Below are 17,010 nucleotides of genomic sequence, written 5' to 3'. Positions count from 1 at the left end.
TATTAACCCGGCAATTAGGATTGTCGGGTTAATGGCGCGGCACAGGGATGTGCCGCCATTGGCGCAAGTCAATGCGAGCCCGCGAAATACCAGCCATTTCGCACAATGGCGCCCGTATTTCGCGGGCGGCAATCAAACAGGTCAGGACGACCTGTTTGATTGCCGGGTTAATAAACAGGAACGTCGCCCATGAAATACAACGCCATCAAGATTCTCACCCTGTCCGGGGCGCTCGCCGGCACACTGCTGCTCGGCGGCTGTCTTCACGACGATGACGATGAAATCAGCTATCGCGTGGAGTTGACCAATCTGAGCAACAATCAGCCTCTGTCGCCCGCGCTGTTCGTGTTACACGAGGCGGGATATCAAGCCTGGTCGGTGGGCGCCCCCGCCGGGGACGGCCTGGAACGGCTGGCCGAAGGCGGTGACCCGGGTGCCCTGGCTGATGAGGCCAGGGCCTCTTCCGCCGTTCGCACTGTCGTCACCTCCAGCGCCGCGCTGGCACCGGGCGCCACCTCGGTTGCGACGCTGAGCGGCAAAACCGGCGCCACGCCGCAGCTCACTGTGGTTACCATGCTGGTGAACACCAACGATGGATTCACGGGGCTGGGCGGCGAGCCCTTGCGCGGCCTCACCGGCGGCGACTCTGTCACCTTGTTCACCTATGCCTATGACGCGGGTACGGAAGCCAACACGGAAACTGCTGCCACCGTACCCGGTCCCGCGGGCGGCGGCGAGGGCTACAATCCGGCGCGCGACGACACGAATCGGGTGACCCTGCACGGGGGCGTGGTGACGTCCGCCGGCGGCCTGAGCGGCTCGGCGCTGGATCAATCGCACCGCTTCGACAACCCCGTGGCGCGGGTGGTGATTTCACGGCAGTAGCGCCCCATCCAGCCTCCCCCGGGGAGGGCAAAGGGTGAAGCTTGGAACGCTTGAAGTCCGCAGCCGGAATCCAGGCATTCCACCCTTCCCCTGGCCCCCTCTCCAAAAGGGAAGGGGCTTTGCACGCATTCTTACCCCCGTGACGGGGCGCTGGCCGCGCACTCCAATGGGCGCGCCTTTCCTGCAAGGTTCACCTGCCATGAGCGACTCACCCGGCATGACCCGCAAAGCCCTCATCATCGAAGACAACCACGACATCGCCAGGCTGATTCAGCTGCATCTGGGCGATATTCACTTCGACGCGGACATCGCCGGCGATGGCGGCGCGGGGCTGGCCCGGTTTCAGCGCGTCCGCTACGATCTGGTGGTGCTGGACCTCATGCTGCCGGTGCAGGACGGCTTGTCGGTATGCCGCGCCTTGCGGGCGGCGCCAGGCTATGTGCCCATCCTCATGGTCACGGCGAAATCCACCGAGTTGGACCGGGTGCTGGGCTTGGAAGTGGGCGCGGACGACTACCTCACCAAACCTTTCAGCATTCCCGAATTTCTGGCCCGCATCAAAGCCTTGTTCCGCCGCATGGAGGCCATGGGCGGCGGGGATGAAGGTGCTGCCGGCACCCGCGTGCACGGTGATTTGTCCATCAACCCCGGCAAGCGGCAGGTGTGTATCGAAGACCGGGAAATCCCGCTTACGGTGAAAGAGTTTGATCTGCTCTTGCACTTCGCCCGTCACCCCGGACGGGTCTACAGCCGCGCCCGGTTGCTGGACGAGATCTGGGGTTACCATCACAACGGCTACGACCACACCGTAAACTCCCACATCAACCGCCTGCGCGCCAAGATCGAACAGGATCCCGCCCGGCCCCGTTACATTCTCACCGTGTGGGGTGTGGGCTACAAATTCAACGATCAATTGGACTGAGCCGTGCCGCGCACTTTATACGCCAGGCTCGCCGTGGTGCTTGTGGTCCTGGTGTTGGGCATCGCGCTGGTTTATGTGGCGCTCAGCATTTCCGCGTCGTGGCACTATCTGACCGAGGCCAACCAAAAGCTGAGCCGCGATCTGGCCAAGAATCTGGTGATGGACCGGGATCTGGTGAAGGAAGGGCGCCTGGACGAAGCGCGCCTGAAAGATACATTCAAACAATACATGACCATCAACCCCGGTATCGAAATCTACCTGCTGGACCGGCGCGGCACCATTCTTTCTTTTTCCGCCGACCCCGGCAAAGTGAAGCGGCGGCGCGTGTCCCTGGCGCCGATACACGCATTTTTGGACGGCGGCGACTATCCCCTGCTGGGGGATGATCCGCGCAGCCACGAGCGGCGCAAAGCATTTTCCGTCACGCCGGTGCCCACTGCGGAGAATCCGCAAGGTTATCTCTACGTGGTGCTGCAGGGCGAGGAGTTTGACTCGGTGTATCGCGCAATAGGGGACAACTATTTCATCCACCTTGGCCTGTGGGCCCTGGCCGGGAGTTTGTTGTTCGGCTTGTGCGCCGGCTTGCTGATGTTTCACCTGCTCACCCGCCGCCTGCGGCGTTTGAGCCGGGCCATGGACCGCTTCCGGGCCTCGGGTTTTGCCGTGCAGCAAGCTGTTGCCGGGGAAACACACCCAGAAAAACTCGACGAAATCGGGCGCTTGGGCTTGAGTTTCGACCAGATGGCCGCGCGCATTGTGGACCAGATGGAAGAACTCAAACGGCAAGACCAGGTCCGCCGCGACATGGTCGCTCAGGTGTCTCACGATTTGCGCACCCCCCTGGCCACCCTGCACGGTTATCTGGAAACGCTGCATATCAGAAACGGCGCATTCGCCGCCAAAGAGCGCAAGGAATACATCGCCATTGCCCTGCGGCACAGTGAGCGGCTGACGCGCCTGGTGGCGGAACTGTTTGAGCTGGCCAAGCTCGATGCCCGGGACCGGCAATTGCGCACCGAACCCTTTTCCATCGCGGAGCTGGTGCAAGACGTGGTACAGAAATTTCAACTCAAAGCCCGGCGCCGCCGGATGTATCTGTACCATGAACTGGGTGACAAGCTGCCTTTCGTTTGCGCGGACATCGGCCTCATTGAGCGGGCTTTGGAAAATTTATTGGACAACGCGCTGGAACACGGCACAGAGGGCAACCGCATATGCGTGAGCCTTTCCAGCAGCAGCAACGGCGTGCAGGTTCAAGTGGCCGACAGCGGACCGGGCATCGCCCCCGCCGACCAGGCCCGGATATTCGACCGCTTCTATCAGGCGGACAATCATCATCGCGGAGGTGACCACGCCGGGCTGGGTCTGGCCATCGTCAAACGCATTTTGGAGCTGCACAAGGCCGACATCAGCGTCGCCAGCCGCCGGGGAGAAGGAACCCGGTTTGTTTTTTCCCTGACCGCGTGGCGAAACGGATAACAGCCTTACCCCCCCTCCCTTGTTCACAGAACCCCGGGACGCAAAAACAGGACCCTGACATTGGCCTCCGGCGCCAGGCTTTCACCCCCCCATCCCATTGCATCGCCCGGGCCGCACATTACGCTGTTCACGCCAACGGCCGATAACAAGGCATAGCGATCCAACAGTACGTATCCTGAATCCGGCCGCGCCGCCGGGGTGGATGTCACCCGGCGGCCATCACGAGGCGCTTGTCATGGACCACTCTTTTCCGTACGGGAAGGTGTGCGCCAAACTGCAACAGACGGTGTACACTGAGCAGCGCAGCACACGCGTTGCCCGGCATGCCGGGCTGGGGGGGCTAACAGCAGTGATGACAGGCCCGAGGTTTTCGTTGTTATGGTCTGTCATGATTCTGCCCCTGGCCTGCCTGGCCGGCGCGGGCTGGGCAGACCAAAGCGCGGTGACCCACACGCAAAGCCAGTCCCGCAAACCCAGGTTCCACTTTCTTCTTGCCCAGGCCGCAGGTGCTCACGCCACCTTGTCGCAACGGGTTGAAGCGGCCGCCAAAAGCCTGGACCGTTTTTTCGCCACCGACAAAACCTTTGATGAGGAAACCAACACCTATCTCCGTCTGCGCTTTGAAACGGTGGTGGACAAAGACCTGGGCCTGAGCTTCAAGCCCGATGTCAAAGTGCGCCTGGATCTGCCCCGCACCAAGCGCTCGCTCAAACTGTTGCTGGAGACCGATCCCGATGACAGCCGCCGGCGCACAAGCCAAAGCACACCGGTGGAGTCGTTGGAAAAACAAGACTACTTTTTGTCCCTGGAGCGGACCGCGCGCCGCGCGGGCAGGTGGGATGTGCGACCCGCCGCCGGCATCCGGCTGGACTGGCCCCCCGACCCCTTTATGCGGCTGCGGGCCATCCGCTACTTTCCTCTGCGCCATCCGTGGTTGCTGCGTACCGCCGGCCAGTTGTTTTGGTTCGGTTCCAGGGGCGTGGGGGCGCGCACCGATGCCGATTTCGACCGGGCCTTGAGCGCAACGCTGCTGTTTCGCAGCACCACCACCTTGAGCTGGACTGAAGACGATAATTTCGCCCGCGCCGCCGAGCGCCTTTTTTTGTTTCAATATCTGGACCCGCGCCAGAGCATCGTCTACGAGCTGGACTACCAGGCCAAGGATGACCCCCGGTGGGCCGCTGACCGCTTCGGCTTTCAGATCCGCTATCGCAAGCGGGTGTACGGAAAATGGCTGTTTATGGAGCTGACGCCCCGGCTCAGCTACAGCTCAGAGAACCACTTCGACCCCGACCCCAGTTTCACCCTGCGCCTGGAGGCGGTGTTTGGCAGGGAATATCTGTGAGATGTCATGTCCGCCCTTCAAAAGTGCACGGTCTCCGGCTGGCTCTTGTCGGCCTCAGCAGGGGGTGGAGTGTCCCGTGAACCCCCGTCCAGCCCCTGGATCACCTTGAGGAAGTCCTCGCCGTAGGCCTCCAGTTTGCGCTGACCGACACCGTTGACCTGGGCCAGCTCCGCCAGACTGTCAGGCCGGCGCACCACCATTTCCCGCAAGGTGGCGTCATGAAAGACCACATAAGGCGGTACCCCTTGTTCTGCCGCCAGTTCGCGGCGGCGGGCGCGCAGGGCCTCCCACAGGGCGCGGTCGGCGGCACAGCTGAAATCGTCCGCGGCCCGGCGCGCGTTGGCCGCCCGCCCGGGCTTGACCGCGTCGCGGCGCAGCATCAAGGGCGCTTCGCCGCGCAGCACCGGGCGGCAGGCTTCGGTGAGGTGCAAACCGCCGTGGCCTTCCAGATCCACCGCCAGCAGGCCGCGGGCCAGGAGCTGGCGGAACACGCCGCGCCATTCGTTGACGGACAAGTCTTTGCCGATACCGAAGGTGCTTTGCCGGTGATGGCCGAAGCGGTGAATGCGGGCGTCGTCCTTGCCCCGCAATACATCGATCAAATAATTCACGCCGAAACGCTGGCCGGTGCGGTGAACGCAGGACAGGGCTTTTTGCGCCGCTTCGGTGGCATCCCAGGTTTCCGGAGGTTCCAGGCAGGTGTCGCAGTTGCCGCAGGGTTGCTCCAGAGTGTCGCCGAAGTAGGCCAGCAGGGCCTGGCGGCGGCAGGTGGTGAGTTCGCACAGGCCCAGCATGGCGTCCAGTTTGTGGCGCTCCACCCGCTTGTGGGCCTCCCCCGCTTCGGAGGCTTCCAGCATCTGCCTGAGGGTGATGACGTCTTGCAGGCCGTAGCTCATCCAGGCGTCGGCGGGCAGGCCGTCGCGGCCGGCGCGGCCCGTTTCCTGATAATAGGCTTCCACGCTTTTGGGCAGGTTGAGATGGGCGACGAAGCGCACATTGGGCTTGTCGATGCCCATGCCGAAGGCGATGGTGGCGACAATGATGACGCCTTCTTCGTTGATGAAGCGGGCCTGATGCCGCCCCCGCGCCTGGGTGGACATGCCGGCGTGATAGGGCAGGGCGGTAAGGCCCTGGCCGCTGAGCCAGGCGGCGATGGCTTCCACCCGTTTGCGCGACAGACAATAGACGATGCCGGCGTCGCCCCCGTGCTCGGCGCGGATAAAACGCAGCAGTTGCTCGCGGGCGCTCTGGCCGCCCTGGGTGATGCGGTAGCGGATATTGGGCCGGTCGAAGCCGCTGCAGAACACCCGCGCCCGGCCCAGCCCCAGGCGGGTGATGATTTCGCGTTGGGTGGGGGCATCGGCGGTGGCCGTGAGCGCAATGCGGGGCACGCCGGGGAAGCGCTGCTGCAGCACGGAAAGCTGCATGTACTCGGGCCGGAAATCGTGACCCCACTGGGACACGCAATGGGCTTCGTCGATGGCGAACAGGGCAATCCCGGCCCGGTCCAAAAGCTCCAGGGTGCGTGGCTGCAACAGTCTTTCCGGGGCCACGTAGAGCAAATCCAAGTCGCCACGCAAAAGCTGTGCTTCGATTTCCCGGGCCGCGGCCGGGCGCAAGGTGGAGTTCAGACAGGCGGCGCTGACCCCCGCCTGGCGCAAGGCGGCCACCTGGTCTTCCATCAGCGCAATCAGGGGCGAGACCACAATACCCACCCCGGGCCGGACCAGGGCGGGAATCTGGTAACAAAGGGATTTGCCGCCCCCCGTGGGCATGAGTACCAACGCATCGCCCCCGCCTGCCACCGTGTCGATGATGTCTTCCTGCAGGGGACGGAACTGATCGTAGCCGAAGACCCGGCGCAAGATGGCTTGTGCTTGATTTTCCATGTAAATTTGTCGTACCGTAGGCGGCGCCGAAGGGCGATTATAAACGCCCAGCCCCGGGGCGGGGCGCGCTTCCCCTTGGTTTCCCATCTGTTACCCAGGCAAAACGCCATGCACATCGCTCTTATCGAAGACGACGATGCCCAGGTTCGCCAGCTCTCGCAGTGGTTGGTCGGGGCAGGCTACCGCTGCACCGCATATCCCGATTGCGTCAGTTTTCGCACCGCGCGGAAGGCGGAAGAATTCGGGCTGATCCTGATGGACTGGAACCTGCCCGATTGCAGCGGCCTTGATCTGCTGCGGGCTTTGCGCAGCCACGACAGCGCCACGCCGCTGATGTTCGCCACCGGCCGCGACAGCGAGCGCGACATTGTACAGGCCCTGGAGGCGGGCGCCGACGACTACATGATCAAACCCCTGCGTCAGCACGAAACCCTGGGCCGCATCAAAGCCTTGCTGCGGCGCGTGACGCCCGCAGATTTGGCAACACGGCTGAGCGTTCCCCCTTACCAACTGGATGCCCGCTCACGCAAAGTATTCCGCGGCGACACCGAAATTGAACTCACCCAACGTGAATTCGAACTGGCGTGGTATATATTCAAAAACAAGGGACAGCTCCTGTCCCGCGGAGACATTCTCGAAAAAGTGTGGGGCACCCGTCCCGATTTAAACACCCGGACCGTGGACACCCACATCAGCAAAATCCGCCGCAAGCTGGACCTTGGTCCCGAACACGGCTGGCGTCTCAGCGCCGTGTATCAATACGGGTACCGCTTGGAAGAACTGGGGGACGCGTGATGCACCGCGTTTGGGCTGTATTTTGTTTACTGCTGTTGGCGCCGGCCCTGTCTGCCGACGAGTGGGTCTACACCGTGCGGCCCGGCGACAACCTGTGGAACTTCTCCAACGAGTACCTCAAGGGCGTGGAATACTGGCCCAAGGTCAAGGCGCTCAACGGCATCACCCACCCCCGCCAACTGCAACCGGGCACCCGCCTGCGCATCCCCGTGGCCTGGCTCAAACACCAACCCAAGCCGGCCAGACTCATCGCCCTGCACGGCGATGTAAAACACCAGCCCACCGGCGGTACCGCCCGCGCCGCCAAGGTGGGCATGTCCGTTTTCTCCGGCGATGCCATTGAAACCGGTCCCGGCGGCAGCGCCACCATCGAATTCGCCGACGGCTCCCGTTTGCTCATCGAAACGGGCAGCCGGGTGGTGATGGACACCCTGGGCGTGTTCCGGGAGACCGGCATGGTGGACACCTCGCTGCGCCTGGAGCGGGGCCGGGTGGAAAGCACCGTGAAACCGCTCAAGGAAAACAGCCGCTTTCAGATCAACACCCCCGCCGCCGTGGCCGCCGTGCGCGGCACCCGTTACCGGGTGCAGGCCGACGCCGACCACGCCATCATGCGCAGCGAAGTGCTGGAAGGCAACGTGGGCGTCACCGGGGCGGACGTGACGCAGAACGTCGCGGCCGGCTTCGGCACCGTCGCCGAAGCCGGCCGGCCCCCCGCGCCGCCGCGTGCCCTGCTTCCCGCGCCGGAGCTGGCCGGCCTGCCCCGCCGCATCGGCCCGGATGAACGGCGTCTGTCCTGGCCCGCGCTCAGCGGCGCCGAAACCTACCGGGCACAACTGAGTGCGGACCCGTCCTTCAGTGCCTTGTTGATGGACCAGGCCTTGACCGGACCGGCAGTGGAACTGCCCCGGCTTGCTTTGGGCGACTACGTCTTTCGCGTGCGCGCCGGCGATGACCTGGGGCTGGAAGGCCAGTCCGCCGTTCACAGTTTTACCGTCGCCATGGCGCCCACGGCACCGTCTCCCACCACCCCCGGTGATGGCGCACAAATCACCATAAACCAACCCTGGCTGGCCTGGCATGCGGTGGAGCAAGCGGCGTCTTATGTTGTGCAAATCGCCAAAGACAAAGCCTTTGCCCAGGATGCAGACACGATTGCCGGCATTCACACGACCCACTACAAATCACCCGTGCCATTGCCAGACGGGCACTACTATTGGCGGGTGGCGGCGGTGGACGCCTATGGCTTGCGGAGTGAATTCAGCGCAGCGCGGGGGTTTGTTCTTGTCGGGCGGCCTGAACCCTGAACGCGCGCCTTCCTCCATGTCCCGATGATGTAAACCGGCCAGCCCTTTTCCGCAACCAACGCGCAGGTTCCGGCTGGTGCACATATCCCAATGATGTAAACTCCTTGTGCCGCAACCCCATGACTATCATGGGGTTTTGCGTTTTTCGGGATAATTTTTTTGCGAGAGATTCAGAACAGGTCAAACTGATCCGGCGCTTTTTTGGCGTCTTGGCGGCTGCGGCCCCGATAGGAAATGATGCGTTCATATTGTTTGTCCGTAGGAAAAGGGGTCAGACCCCTTTAACCAGACCCCTTTAACCTCCTGCTGGCGCTGGCGGGGCTGGCGGTGACTGAAGTGCTTTGACAGTTTCCTGGGTTGTGTTGGGCATGTAACGCCAGCATGCACGCACTGGCATCAACCACTCAGGAGGCTGGCCAGGGGTTGTCAGGTCTTGCCTGTTGCCCTGGGCAGTTGGGCAAGACCTGGGCTGCTGCCTGCACAAAGCCGGGACAGGGGCGTGGCCGTATGCTGCATGGTGCTGTGTGCCGTCAATCTGGCCCGGCGTGCGACGGTTCTGTTGTGTTTCCCCGCTCAGTGCCTGCGTTGTGCCTGGCGGCTCTGTTTGTAGGCCGTGCCGGATGCGATGGTTCCCGGTGAGGTGCTGATAACGGTAATGATGTCATTGCGTTTTCCGCTGATGGTGTAGGCCAGGGATCGCGGTGAGTTGGTAAACAGCACCAGGCCTGCGGGCGCGCGGCTTGGGTCGGAGGTTTTGGTCACTGTTGCGGTGGCCTGGAAAGAAATGGCGCCATGGCAGGGGTTGCCGGGTTCCGGCGTCACGGTGATATTGCTGAGTACTTCTTTCAATGTCAGCCAGATGGGGCCGGTTCCCCCAAAGTCAGTGAACTGAAAAGTCAGCGTGCCTTCACTGCTTGCGCTGCCGTCGTGCGCAAAGGCAAAAAAACCGGTTTCTGACAGGGCGACGGGGCCGCTGGGTGTGTAGCTGGTGCCGTCGTATACATATCCGTAAGACCCTTTCAGGCGGCAGGCGTGGTGATCGGGGTCGGCCTGGGCCGGGGCGGATGCAGCGAGCGCGGCCGCACAGATCAGGGGGAGCAGGCGGGTGGACTTGGGCATTGTTCTTCTCCTTAAGTAGTGTGGCCGGGCGTCATTGCCCGGCGGTCTGGGAAGTGTAGCGCCAGACCGGGAAGCGGGGCAAACGGTTTGCTACAGGCCGGGGCAGACCTTGCATTTGGTGTCCTGCCGGCTTTGCTGTTGCCGGCATCCGGTGGCGGTGTATTGAAATGAGAGGGCGAAAGGGGAGGTCTGATCCCGTTCCCCGGCGGGAGGCATTCCGGTGGTTACGGCGCCTCCGGGCAATGTTGGTTTATGGCATCCTGCGTCTTTTTTAACCGGGCCTGACGTTCTTGTTCTGTGAGGCGTCTTCGGGAGCCGTCGCTGTTGCTCACCAATAGTCTTGGGCCGGGGTGGTTGGTGTAGAGTTTGAGTTGTTCACGGGCTTGTTTGCAGAAGGCGTCGCGTCGGGCTTGCGCTTCGGCGGCGGCTTTTTCCTCTTCGGTTTTTTGGCTGCGGGCGTTTTGTTCGGCGTCCAGCCGTTCCTGCAGGGCGCGGATTTTTTGTCTGGCCTGCGCCGGATCGGTGGGTGGCGGGGGGGCGGGCCTGAGTTTTGCGAAACTGTGGTCTGGGGGCGGTGTTTGCGAGTAGTGGGTGACGCCGTGTTCGTCCACCCATTTGTAATACTGCGCTGCTGCCGGAGCCGCGAGCGGCGACAGGGCGATGAGGGCGGCCAAAATGCAGGGTTTCATGCCGGGTGTCCTGTTTGTGGTGAAGGCTTGGCTTTGTTTGTGGTGTCCGCGCGGTGTATGTCGGGAACGCCATAGTGTAATGTCGTCCCCAGGCGTGATTTGATCAAGGGCAAGGGCATGGCGGAATTCCTCGGTCATTACGAACTGGCGATCCGGCTCGGCTTTTTTTTCGGCATTTTCGCCGTCATGGCCGCCTGGGAGAGGGTGGCCCCCAGGCGGGCGCTCACGCTGGCCAAGGCGCCGCGCTGGTTGAACAATATTGCGTTGGTGGCGCTCAACAGTCTGGTGTTGCGCCTGCTGTTCCCCGCTGCGGCGGTGGGTATGGCGCTGTTCGCGGCCGGGCAGGGGTGGGGGATATTCAATTACGTCGATCTGCCCGCGCCCCTGGCGGTGGTTTTCTGCATCATTGCCATGGACCTGGTCATTTATTTGCAGCATGTCATGGTGCACGCCATTCCGCTGTTGTGGCGCCTGCACCGGGTGCATCATGCTGATCTGGACTATGACGTGACCACCGGGGCCCGTTTCCATCCCCTGGAAATCATTTTGTCCATGCTGATTAAGTTTGCCACTATCATCATGTTGGGCCCGCCGGTGGTGGCGGTGGTGATGTTTGAGATTCTGCTCAATGCCACGGCCATGTTCAATCACGCCAATGCCTACCTCCCGCCGCGCATCGACCGGGTGTTGCGCTGGCTGGTGGTGACGCCGGACATGCACCGGGTGCATCACTCGGTGGAAGACGATGAAACCAACAGCAATTTCGGCTTCAACCTGCCTTGGTGGGACCGTCTGTTCGGCACTTACCGGGCCCGGCCCCGCGGCGGTCACCGGGGCATGACCCTCGGCATCCGCACTTTTCGTGATCCTGCCCAGGTGGACCGGCTGTGGGGTATGCTGGCCTTGCCCTTTGTGGGCAAGCTCGGCGGTTATGTGATCAACCGGCGCTCGTGGGGGCCGGGCGGGGATGGCTCGTGAGGGGCCGGTCCGGCGGCCTCATTGCGATTGCGACCAATCAGTTTGTTGAAAAAAGGCCCATGAGGGTTTTCAGCGCCGCGGGCGGATTGCAGGGGCCCGTGACGCGTCAGGGAGGGGGAATGGAGGCAGGATTCAAAGCAACGGGGGGCGCGGTGGTGGTGACGGCCTGGCTGCTGGCCGCGGCGGTCCAGGCCGCGCCCCCCTGCGATCCCAGCCTGCGGCCCATCGCCGGCCACATTGGTTACCAGGTGCGGGAGCGGCGCTGCGAGGGGTTTTACGTCTCCCCTGTCTCCGCGCCCGGGATTGAGCTGTTGGCCTTCCTTCGGGGCCGTTTGCAGTTCACCCTGAAGGCGGGTGAGCGGCTGCGCCTGGCGGCGCCCGGCTATGGCGGTGCGCTGCGGGTGCGCACCGTGGCCCTTTCCCCCCGAACTTACTACCGCATGGACGCCGCGTTGCCGCCGGGCGGCCGCCTGGACTGGCCGGTGGACAGTGTGCTGCGGCCCAGCGGCCTCGGGCCGGGGGACATCGGCGTGCTGGGCTGGTTCGAGGAGGGCGGCGCCAAAGTGTTCGTGCCGGTGCGTGTCACCAGCCGGAGCGCGCCCCCGGGGGATGGGGGGGCTTTGCGCCTCATTGTGCGCTCGGCGGTGGACGTGGAACGCTATTACTGGCGTGTCTATCCCGCGCGCGGGCGGCCGGGGGAATACCTCCCGGGGCCGAAGAACCGCCGCGCCGGCCAGCCCGTGGTTCTGGAACTGCCCCCGGGGGAGTCCGGCCGGCTGCGGGTGGAGGTGGCCGCCAAGGTGAAGAACCGTGACCAGTGGGCCACCTTGCAGCTCGTGGCACTGAGGCCGCCACCGTGAGGGCGGCACGCCTGCGCCGCCGCCTGCAGCGGCGCTACCGGCAGGAACTGACAGCGCTGGCCCGGCGTCTCGCCGAGCAGGGTGAGGCCGATGAATCGGCGGCCCTCAAGCGGCTGGACAATTATTCCAAGGTGCTGGCCCGGCTGCCTTCGCCGCGGCGGGGCTGGGCGGTGCTGTTTGCCGTGCTGTGTCTGGCCGGTGCTGGCGCCTTATGGGCCCTGCGCGTTCCTCACACCAATATCGCCCTCAAATTGCGGGTGGAGGCGCTGTCCCTCACCCTGTCCCGGCCCTGGCAGTGGCGGGGTGATGCTCCCCTGGCGGCAGGGGCCGCCGCGGTGCTGGGGGCGTGGGGGCGGCTGGACCCCGGCGCCCTGGGGCCTGAGGTCAGCGGACCGGGCCGCAGCGCCTGGGCGGAGCTCAGGGCGGAACACGCGGCGCTGAAGGCATGGCGGGTGGGCACCGGCGCTGAACTGGGCCTGGAAGCCGGTGAGACCGGTTTGCTCTGGACCGTGCGCGGCGCCCCGGCCACGGGCAGCTTGCAGGCCTGGGGCGCGGTAGCGCTGAAAGCGGGCATCACCGGTGGGGCGCTTGAGGCAGATCGGGAGGATGTGGGAAACCGCCGGCTGATGGTGCCCGAAACGCTGCGCTTCAGTACTTCCGGTGAGGGGCGGGTGCCGTCCCGGCTGAGCGTCACGCTGGCCGCACCCTGGCGCGCCCACCACCTGCCCGTGGCGGCCCTGAGCTTCGCCCGGGAGGTGAGCACCGAGCCCGGTGTGTTCCAATTCGTCTCCAGCGTACGCGGCGGGACGCTGAGTTTGCTCGATAGCGGCGAGACTTTGTCGCTGCGCGAGGGCGAGGGCCTGTCGTTGCCGGGGGCGCGGGGGCGGCTGGTTTCCCTGAGCGTGGGGCAGCGGGGGATCGAGCTGCTCTTCGAGGGCCGCGCAGATCAGGTGTTGTTGGGGCCGGCGGGTTATCGCCGTAATATTGCCCCCACCTACCTGGCTTATTACCATCACCAGGAGCCGCTGAAATTCTTCTGGGGGGCGGCGGGCTTTTTGTGGGCCATGTTGTGGGGCATAAGGAGAATGCTGTGGGACTGACGGCGGTGGGACGCGCCCTGGCGGGGATGGCGGCTCTGGCCGGCTTGACGCTGATGGTGGGGGTGGCCGCCGCGGCCGGCGCTGATGTGGCCGAGCGTCTGCGTGCCAATGTGGTGGCCATTTCGGTCCAGCGGGGCGCGGAGGAGGACCGGGGTTTCGGTTTCATCGTGGGGGAGCGTCGTCGCCATCTCTACATCATCACCGCCGATCATGTGGTGCGTGGCGCCGGGGGGGCGGCGCCCGGCGCTCCGGCGCCGCGGGTGTCGGTACAGTTTTTCCAGGAGCAGGGCAAGGTGTTTCCCGCCGAATTGCTGGGTACCCGCAACCCCGATCTGGACGTGGCCGTCATCAAGCTCAGGCGGCCCGCCGCCGTGGACTGGCAGCGGGAGGTGCTGGGGGCGGCCGGGGCGGTGGGCCGGGGCACTGAAGTGTGGTTCGTGGGCCGGGGCGGGAGCTGGTACGTGCCGGTGCTGCCGGGGGTGGTGAACAAGGTGCTGAACCGGGTTATCCAGGTGGACCGCCTGGGGGTGCGCCCCGGCAGCTCCGGCGCGCCCTTGATCAGTGCCAGCGGCTGGGTGGGCATGGTCACCTCCGACCGTTCCGGTGAGCTGAGCGACGCCTTGTCGGTGGCGGCCATTGCCGAACTGGCCCGGGACTGGAACATCCCCTGGCAGTTGCGGGCCGGCGCCGTGGCGCCCCCGTCCGGCTCCGCCCCGCCCGCGGTGTCCACCGGGGAGCTGTGCCCCCGTCCGGCCAGTGGCAAAACGGGCGTGTTGTTCGAGCTGTATGACGAGAGCGACAACGACGCCGGTACCGTGAAAAGCGGTGAATGTGTCCCGGTGGCGCCGGGCAGCTACTGGGTCAGCAGCATTGACTCCAACTACCAGTGCCAGGATATTCAGGTGCGCGTGGCCGCCGGCGAACGGGCGACGGTGCAACTGGTGTGCGAGGAACAGGGCGGGGTGACGCCGCCGCCGGGCCTGGACGTGACCGGCACCTGGTACGGCCTGGCGGGAGGTTACATCCAGATTCATCGCACTGACGGTCAGCAATACACTTTTCAGGACTTTAATAATTTCGGCGTCATGGTGGGCGAGGGCACGGCGTCGATGAGTGGCACTATCCTGACTTTGCAGGGTTTCAACTCCCTGTTGGGTTTTGCCTACAGCGGCACCCTCGAAGTCAGCGCCGAGCGCCTGAACGGCATGCTGGTGGTGGCGCCGTTCGGGCAAACCGTGCCGGTGGGTTTTGTGCGGCGGCCGCCGGGGCTGGGGCGCTGAATGCCTCCCGGCTTCGGTCTGGTGCCGGGTTGGTCAAGCACAACAGGGGGGGAGTCGTGCGCGGAGTGTTTGTCGTTGTCTTATGCGCAGCCGCCGGTTTGACAGGCGGTTGTGATACGGAGGAATTCCATCCCAAAGGTCCCACCTTGGAGACCCAGACCGGCGCGCGCATCGTCCGCATGCACGATCCGGAACTCGTCGCCCGGGGCCGGGCCGTGTTTGCCCAACACTGCGCCCGCTGCCATGGGGCACAGGCGGAGGGGGCGCCCGACTGGCGCCGCAGGGGACCCGGGGGCTTGTATCCGCCACCGCCCCTCGATGGCTCCGGCCACGCCTGGCATCACGCCAGCACCCAGCTCAAGGACATCATCCGCAACGGCAGCCCGCCGGGCCAGGGCGGAATGCCGGCCTGGAAAGACAAACTCAGCGAGGAGGAAATCGACGCGGCAGTGGAGTGGTTCCAGTCCCTGTGGCCCAATGCAGTGTATGCGGCTTGGTGGGACACGGAGCAGCGCTCCCTGGGCCGTCGGCCGGTCAAATAGCCGGGTGGGCAAGTAATGAGGCGCAGAGGGTGCGGCAGTGTGAAGGCCGCGGGTGTATCGTCGTGCCGGTGGGGGGCGGGGGGACAGCGCGCGCGGCGTCTTTGTGAACGACACCCGAAGCGACAACACCGTGGTGTCCGCCCTGCCCCACATGCAGCACCGGCTTGCGGGCGGGCACGACAATGTCTTGGACATCTTCGCAGCGCGGTTGATCTGGCGGCTGAGAGCCAGGCCGGGTGAGGTGCGGGCTTGTGCGGGATGCCTGGCCGCGGTGCCGCCCTTCGTGCTGCCCGCCCGGCGCTTGCATCCGTAAAGCCGCGCCCCGGCCGCGCCGCTAAGGCAATAAGCAACGGAGCCGCGAAGGCCAGTCCCATGAATGCCGATCCCTCACTTGTTCTTGACCAGGCAGGCAGCGCCCCCAAACTGGTGCAGGCCACCGCCGACCGGGTACTGGCCGCGGCCCGGCAGGTGGTGCTGGGCAAGGAGCGGCAACTGCGCCTGGCGCTGGCCTGCGTGGTGGCCCGGGGCCATTTGCTGGTGGAAGACGTGCCCGGCGTGGGCAAGACCACCTTGGCCCAGGTTTTTGCCCGGATCCTGGGGCTGGAGTATCAGCGGGTCCAGTTCACCAGCGACCTGCTGCCCTCGGACATCATCGGCGCCTCGGTATTCGAGCGCGACAGCAAGCATTTCGTGTTTCATCCCGGGCCCTTGTTTTCCCAGTTGATTCTGGCCGACGAAGTCAACCGTGCCACGCCCAAGTGCCAGAGCGCCCTGCTGGAAGCCATGGAGGAACGCCAGGTTACCGTGGAGGGGGAGACCCGCGCGCTGCCGCAGCCCTTTTTCGTCATTGCCACCCAGAATCCCATCCAGCAGATCGGCACCTTCCCCCTGCCCGAGTCGCAGTTGGACCGTTTTCTCATGCGCCTCACCATGGGCTACCCCGGCCGCGCCGCCGAGCGGGAGCTGCTCAAAGGACAGGACCGGCGCGAGATGCTGGACGCGCTCCGTCCTGCCCTGACCCCGGCCCAGTTGCTTGCCATCCAAAGGGCGGTGGCGACGGTCCACGTGTCCGATGCCCTGCTGGATTATCTGCAGGCCCTCATCGAGTACAGCCGCCAGTCCGCTCATTTTGCCGTGGGCCTCTCGCCCCGTGGTGGCCTGGCCCTGCGCCGGGCGGCCCAGGCCTGGGCCTTGCTCCACGGCCGCAGCCACGCTCTGCCGGAAGACGTGCAGGCGGTGCTGCCGGCGGTGGCGGGCCACCGCCTGGCCGGCGGCGCGCACGCCGCGGGCCACACGCCGGAGTCGCTGGCGGACAAGCTGCTGGCGGTGGGAATACCCTAGCGCGGGCCCGCTGCGCCATCATGGCCTGGAGCCAGCCCAAATTCCTGCGGCGCTTGCCCCGCCCCCGTTTTTTGCAGCGCCACGAGACCGCCACCGCCGCCCACCCCGCGGTGCTCAACCGCCACCGCATTTTCGTGTTGCCCACCAGGCAGGGCCTTGGATTCGCCGTGCTGTTGTTGGTGATGCTGCTGGGAGCCATCAACTACAACAATTCCATGGCCTTCATGCTGGCATTTTTGCTGGCCGGTGTGGCCCTGGTGTCGGTGCTGCACACCTACACCAATTTGGCCGGGCTCAGCATACGGCCGCTGGGGGCGGCGCCCTGTTTCGCCGGCGGCCACGCCTTGTTCACTGTCCAGCTCAGCCACGGCGGCCGCCGGCCGCGCCTGGACATCACCTTGGGCGCCGCGGCGGGTGCCACGGCGGTGGCCCAGGTGGAGGGGGGGCAGGCGGCGCGGGTGGTGCTGGCCGTGCCCGCC

17 protein-coding genes and 1 pseudogene are annotated in these 17,010 nt (G+C 65.0%); 14 read left to right on the top strand and 4 right to left on the bottom strand.

Going from position 1 to position 17,010, the window contains the following annotated elements:
• Window positions 1–189 precede the first annotated feature (189 nt).
• The 4 genes from ENJ19_07530 (at window position 190) to ENJ19_07515 (ending at window position 4,631) form a co-directional block, all read left to right on the top strand.
• The gene (locus ENJ19_07530) at window positions 190–885 is read left to right on the top strand and encodes a hypothetical protein (protein HHM05578.1); all 696 of its coding nucleotides are present in this window, start codon (window positions 190–192) and stop codon (window positions 883–885) included.
• Between the two features lie 217 nt (window positions 886–1,102).
• Window positions 1,103–1,807 (top strand): response regulator transcription factor, encoded by a 705-nt coding sequence (locus ENJ19_07525; protein ID HHM05577.1) that lies wholly within the window; start codon window positions 1,103–1,105, stop codon window positions 1,805–1,807.
• Window positions 1,808–1,810: 3 nt separating this feature from the next.
• A complete protein-coding gene (locus ENJ19_07520; protein HHM05576.1) occupies window positions 1,811–3,286 on the top strand; it encodes a HAMP domain-containing histidine kinase in 1,476 nt (491 codons plus the stop codon).
• 388 nt (window positions 3,287–3,674) lie between these two features.
• Window positions 3,675–4,631: a hypothetical protein gene (locus ENJ19_07515; protein ID HHM05575.1), complete on the top strand. Its 957-nt coding sequence runs from the start codon at window positions 3,675–3,677 to the stop codon at window positions 4,629–4,631.
• Window positions 4,632–4,648: 17 nt separating this feature from the next.
• Here the strand turns inward: ENJ19_07515 and recQ are convergent, their stop codons facing one another.
• Window positions 4,649–6,520 carry a DNA helicase RecQ gene (gene recQ / locus ENJ19_07510; protein HHM05574.1) on the bottom strand — a complete coding sequence of 624 codons (1,872 nt, stop codon included), beginning with the start codon at window positions 6,518–6,520 and terminating at the stop codon, window positions 4,649–4,651.
• Between the two features lie 108 nt (window positions 6,521–6,628).
• Between recQ and ENJ19_07505 the strand changes: the two genes are divergently transcribed.
• Both ENJ19_07505 and ENJ19_07500 read left to right on the top strand, forming a co-directional pair.
• Entirely contained in the window at window positions 6,629–7,315 is a 687-nt protein-coding gene (locus ENJ19_07505) for a response regulator transcription factor (GenBank protein ID HHM05573.1), read from the top strand.
• Window positions 7,315–8,622, top strand: coding sequence for a LysM peptidoglycan-binding domain-containing protein (locus tag ENJ19_07500; protein HHM05572.1), 1,308 nt, complete (start codon window positions 7,315–7,317; stop codon window positions 8,620–8,622). Before ENJ19_07505 ends, ENJ19_07500 begins: the two co-directional genes overlap by 1 nt.
• A gap of 170 nt (window positions 8,623–8,792) precedes the next feature.
• On the opposite strand, the pseudogene ENJ19_07495 reads toward ENJ19_07500, so the two are convergent.
• The 3 genes and pseudogenes from ENJ19_07495 to ENJ19_07485 all read right to left on the bottom strand — a co-directional run bounded on the left by ENJ19_07495 (window position 8,793) and on the right by ENJ19_07485 (window position 10,568).
• Window positions 8,793–8,888 (bottom strand): annotated as a pseudogene (locus ENJ19_07495) (CRISPR-associated endonuclease Cas2).
• A gap of 307 nt (window positions 8,889–9,195) precedes the next feature.
• Entirely contained in the window at window positions 9,196–9,741 is a 546-nt protein-coding gene (locus tag ENJ19_07490) for a hypothetical protein (GenBank protein HHM05571.1), read from the bottom strand.
• A 224-nt stretch (window positions 9,742–9,965) separates the two neighbouring features.
• Complete coding sequence (locus tag ENJ19_07485) at window positions 9,966–10,568, bottom strand: DUF4124 domain-containing protein (GenBank protein HHM05570.1); 603 nt, start codon at window positions 10,566–10,568, stop codon at window positions 9,966–9,968.
• Here ENJ19_07485 and ENJ19_07480 point away from each other — a divergent pair.
• The 8 genes from ENJ19_07480 to ENJ19_07445 form a co-directional block, all read left to right on the top strand.
• Window positions 10,548–11,408 carry a sterol desaturase family protein gene (locus ENJ19_07480; protein HHM05569.1) on the top strand — a complete coding sequence of 287 codons (861 nt, stop codon included), beginning with the start codon at window positions 10,548–10,550 and terminating at the stop codon, window positions 11,406–11,408. The genes ENJ19_07485 and ENJ19_07480 overlap by 21 nt on opposite strands.
• 119 nt (window positions 11,409–11,527) lie before the next feature.
• Window positions 11,528–12,268 (top strand): hypothetical protein, encoded by a 741-nt coding sequence (locus tag ENJ19_07475; GenBank protein HHM05568.1) that lies wholly within the window; start codon window positions 11,528–11,530, stop codon window positions 12,266–12,268.
• A complete protein-coding gene (locus ENJ19_07470) occupies window positions 12,265–13,368 on the top strand; it encodes a hypothetical protein (protein HHM05567.1) in 1,104 nt (367 codons plus the stop codon). Before ENJ19_07475 ends, ENJ19_07470 begins: the two co-directional genes overlap by 4 nt.
• Window positions 13,359–14,648: a serine protease gene (locus ENJ19_07465; protein ID HHM05566.1), complete on the top strand. Its 1,290-nt coding sequence runs from the start codon at window positions 13,359–13,361 to the stop codon at window positions 14,646–14,648. The genes ENJ19_07470 and ENJ19_07465 overlap by 10 nt, the downstream gene beginning before the upstream one ends.
• A gap of 56 nt (window positions 14,649–14,704) precedes the next feature.
• On the top strand, window positions 14,705–15,190 hold the full coding sequence (locus ENJ19_07460; GenBank protein ID HHM05565.1) for a cytochrome c: 486 nt from the start codon (window positions 14,705–14,707) through the stop codon (window positions 15,188–15,190).
• Between the two features lie 103 nt (window positions 15,191–15,293).
• Window positions 15,294–15,503 (top strand): hypothetical protein, encoded by a 210-nt coding sequence (locus tag ENJ19_07455; GenBank protein HHM05564.1) that lies wholly within the window; start codon window positions 15,294–15,296, stop codon window positions 15,501–15,503.
• Between the two features lie 59 nt (window positions 15,504–15,562).
• Window positions 15,563–16,531: a MoxR family ATPase gene (locus tag ENJ19_07450; GenBank protein HHM05563.1), complete on the top strand. Its 969-nt coding sequence runs from the start codon at window positions 15,563–15,565 to the stop codon at window positions 16,529–16,531.
• Between the two features lie 20 nt (window positions 16,532–16,551).
• The coding region (locus tag ENJ19_07445) for a DUF58 domain-containing protein (GenBank protein HHM05562.1) at window positions 16,552–17,010 on the top strand (459 nt) is incomplete at its 3' end.

The organism is Gammaproteobacteria bacterium (genome assembly GCA_011375345.1).
Lineage (GTDB): Bacteria > Pseudomonadota > Gammaproteobacteria > DRLM01 > DRLM01 > DRLM01.
This window is presented reverse-complemented; position numbering and strand designations above follow the sequence as displayed.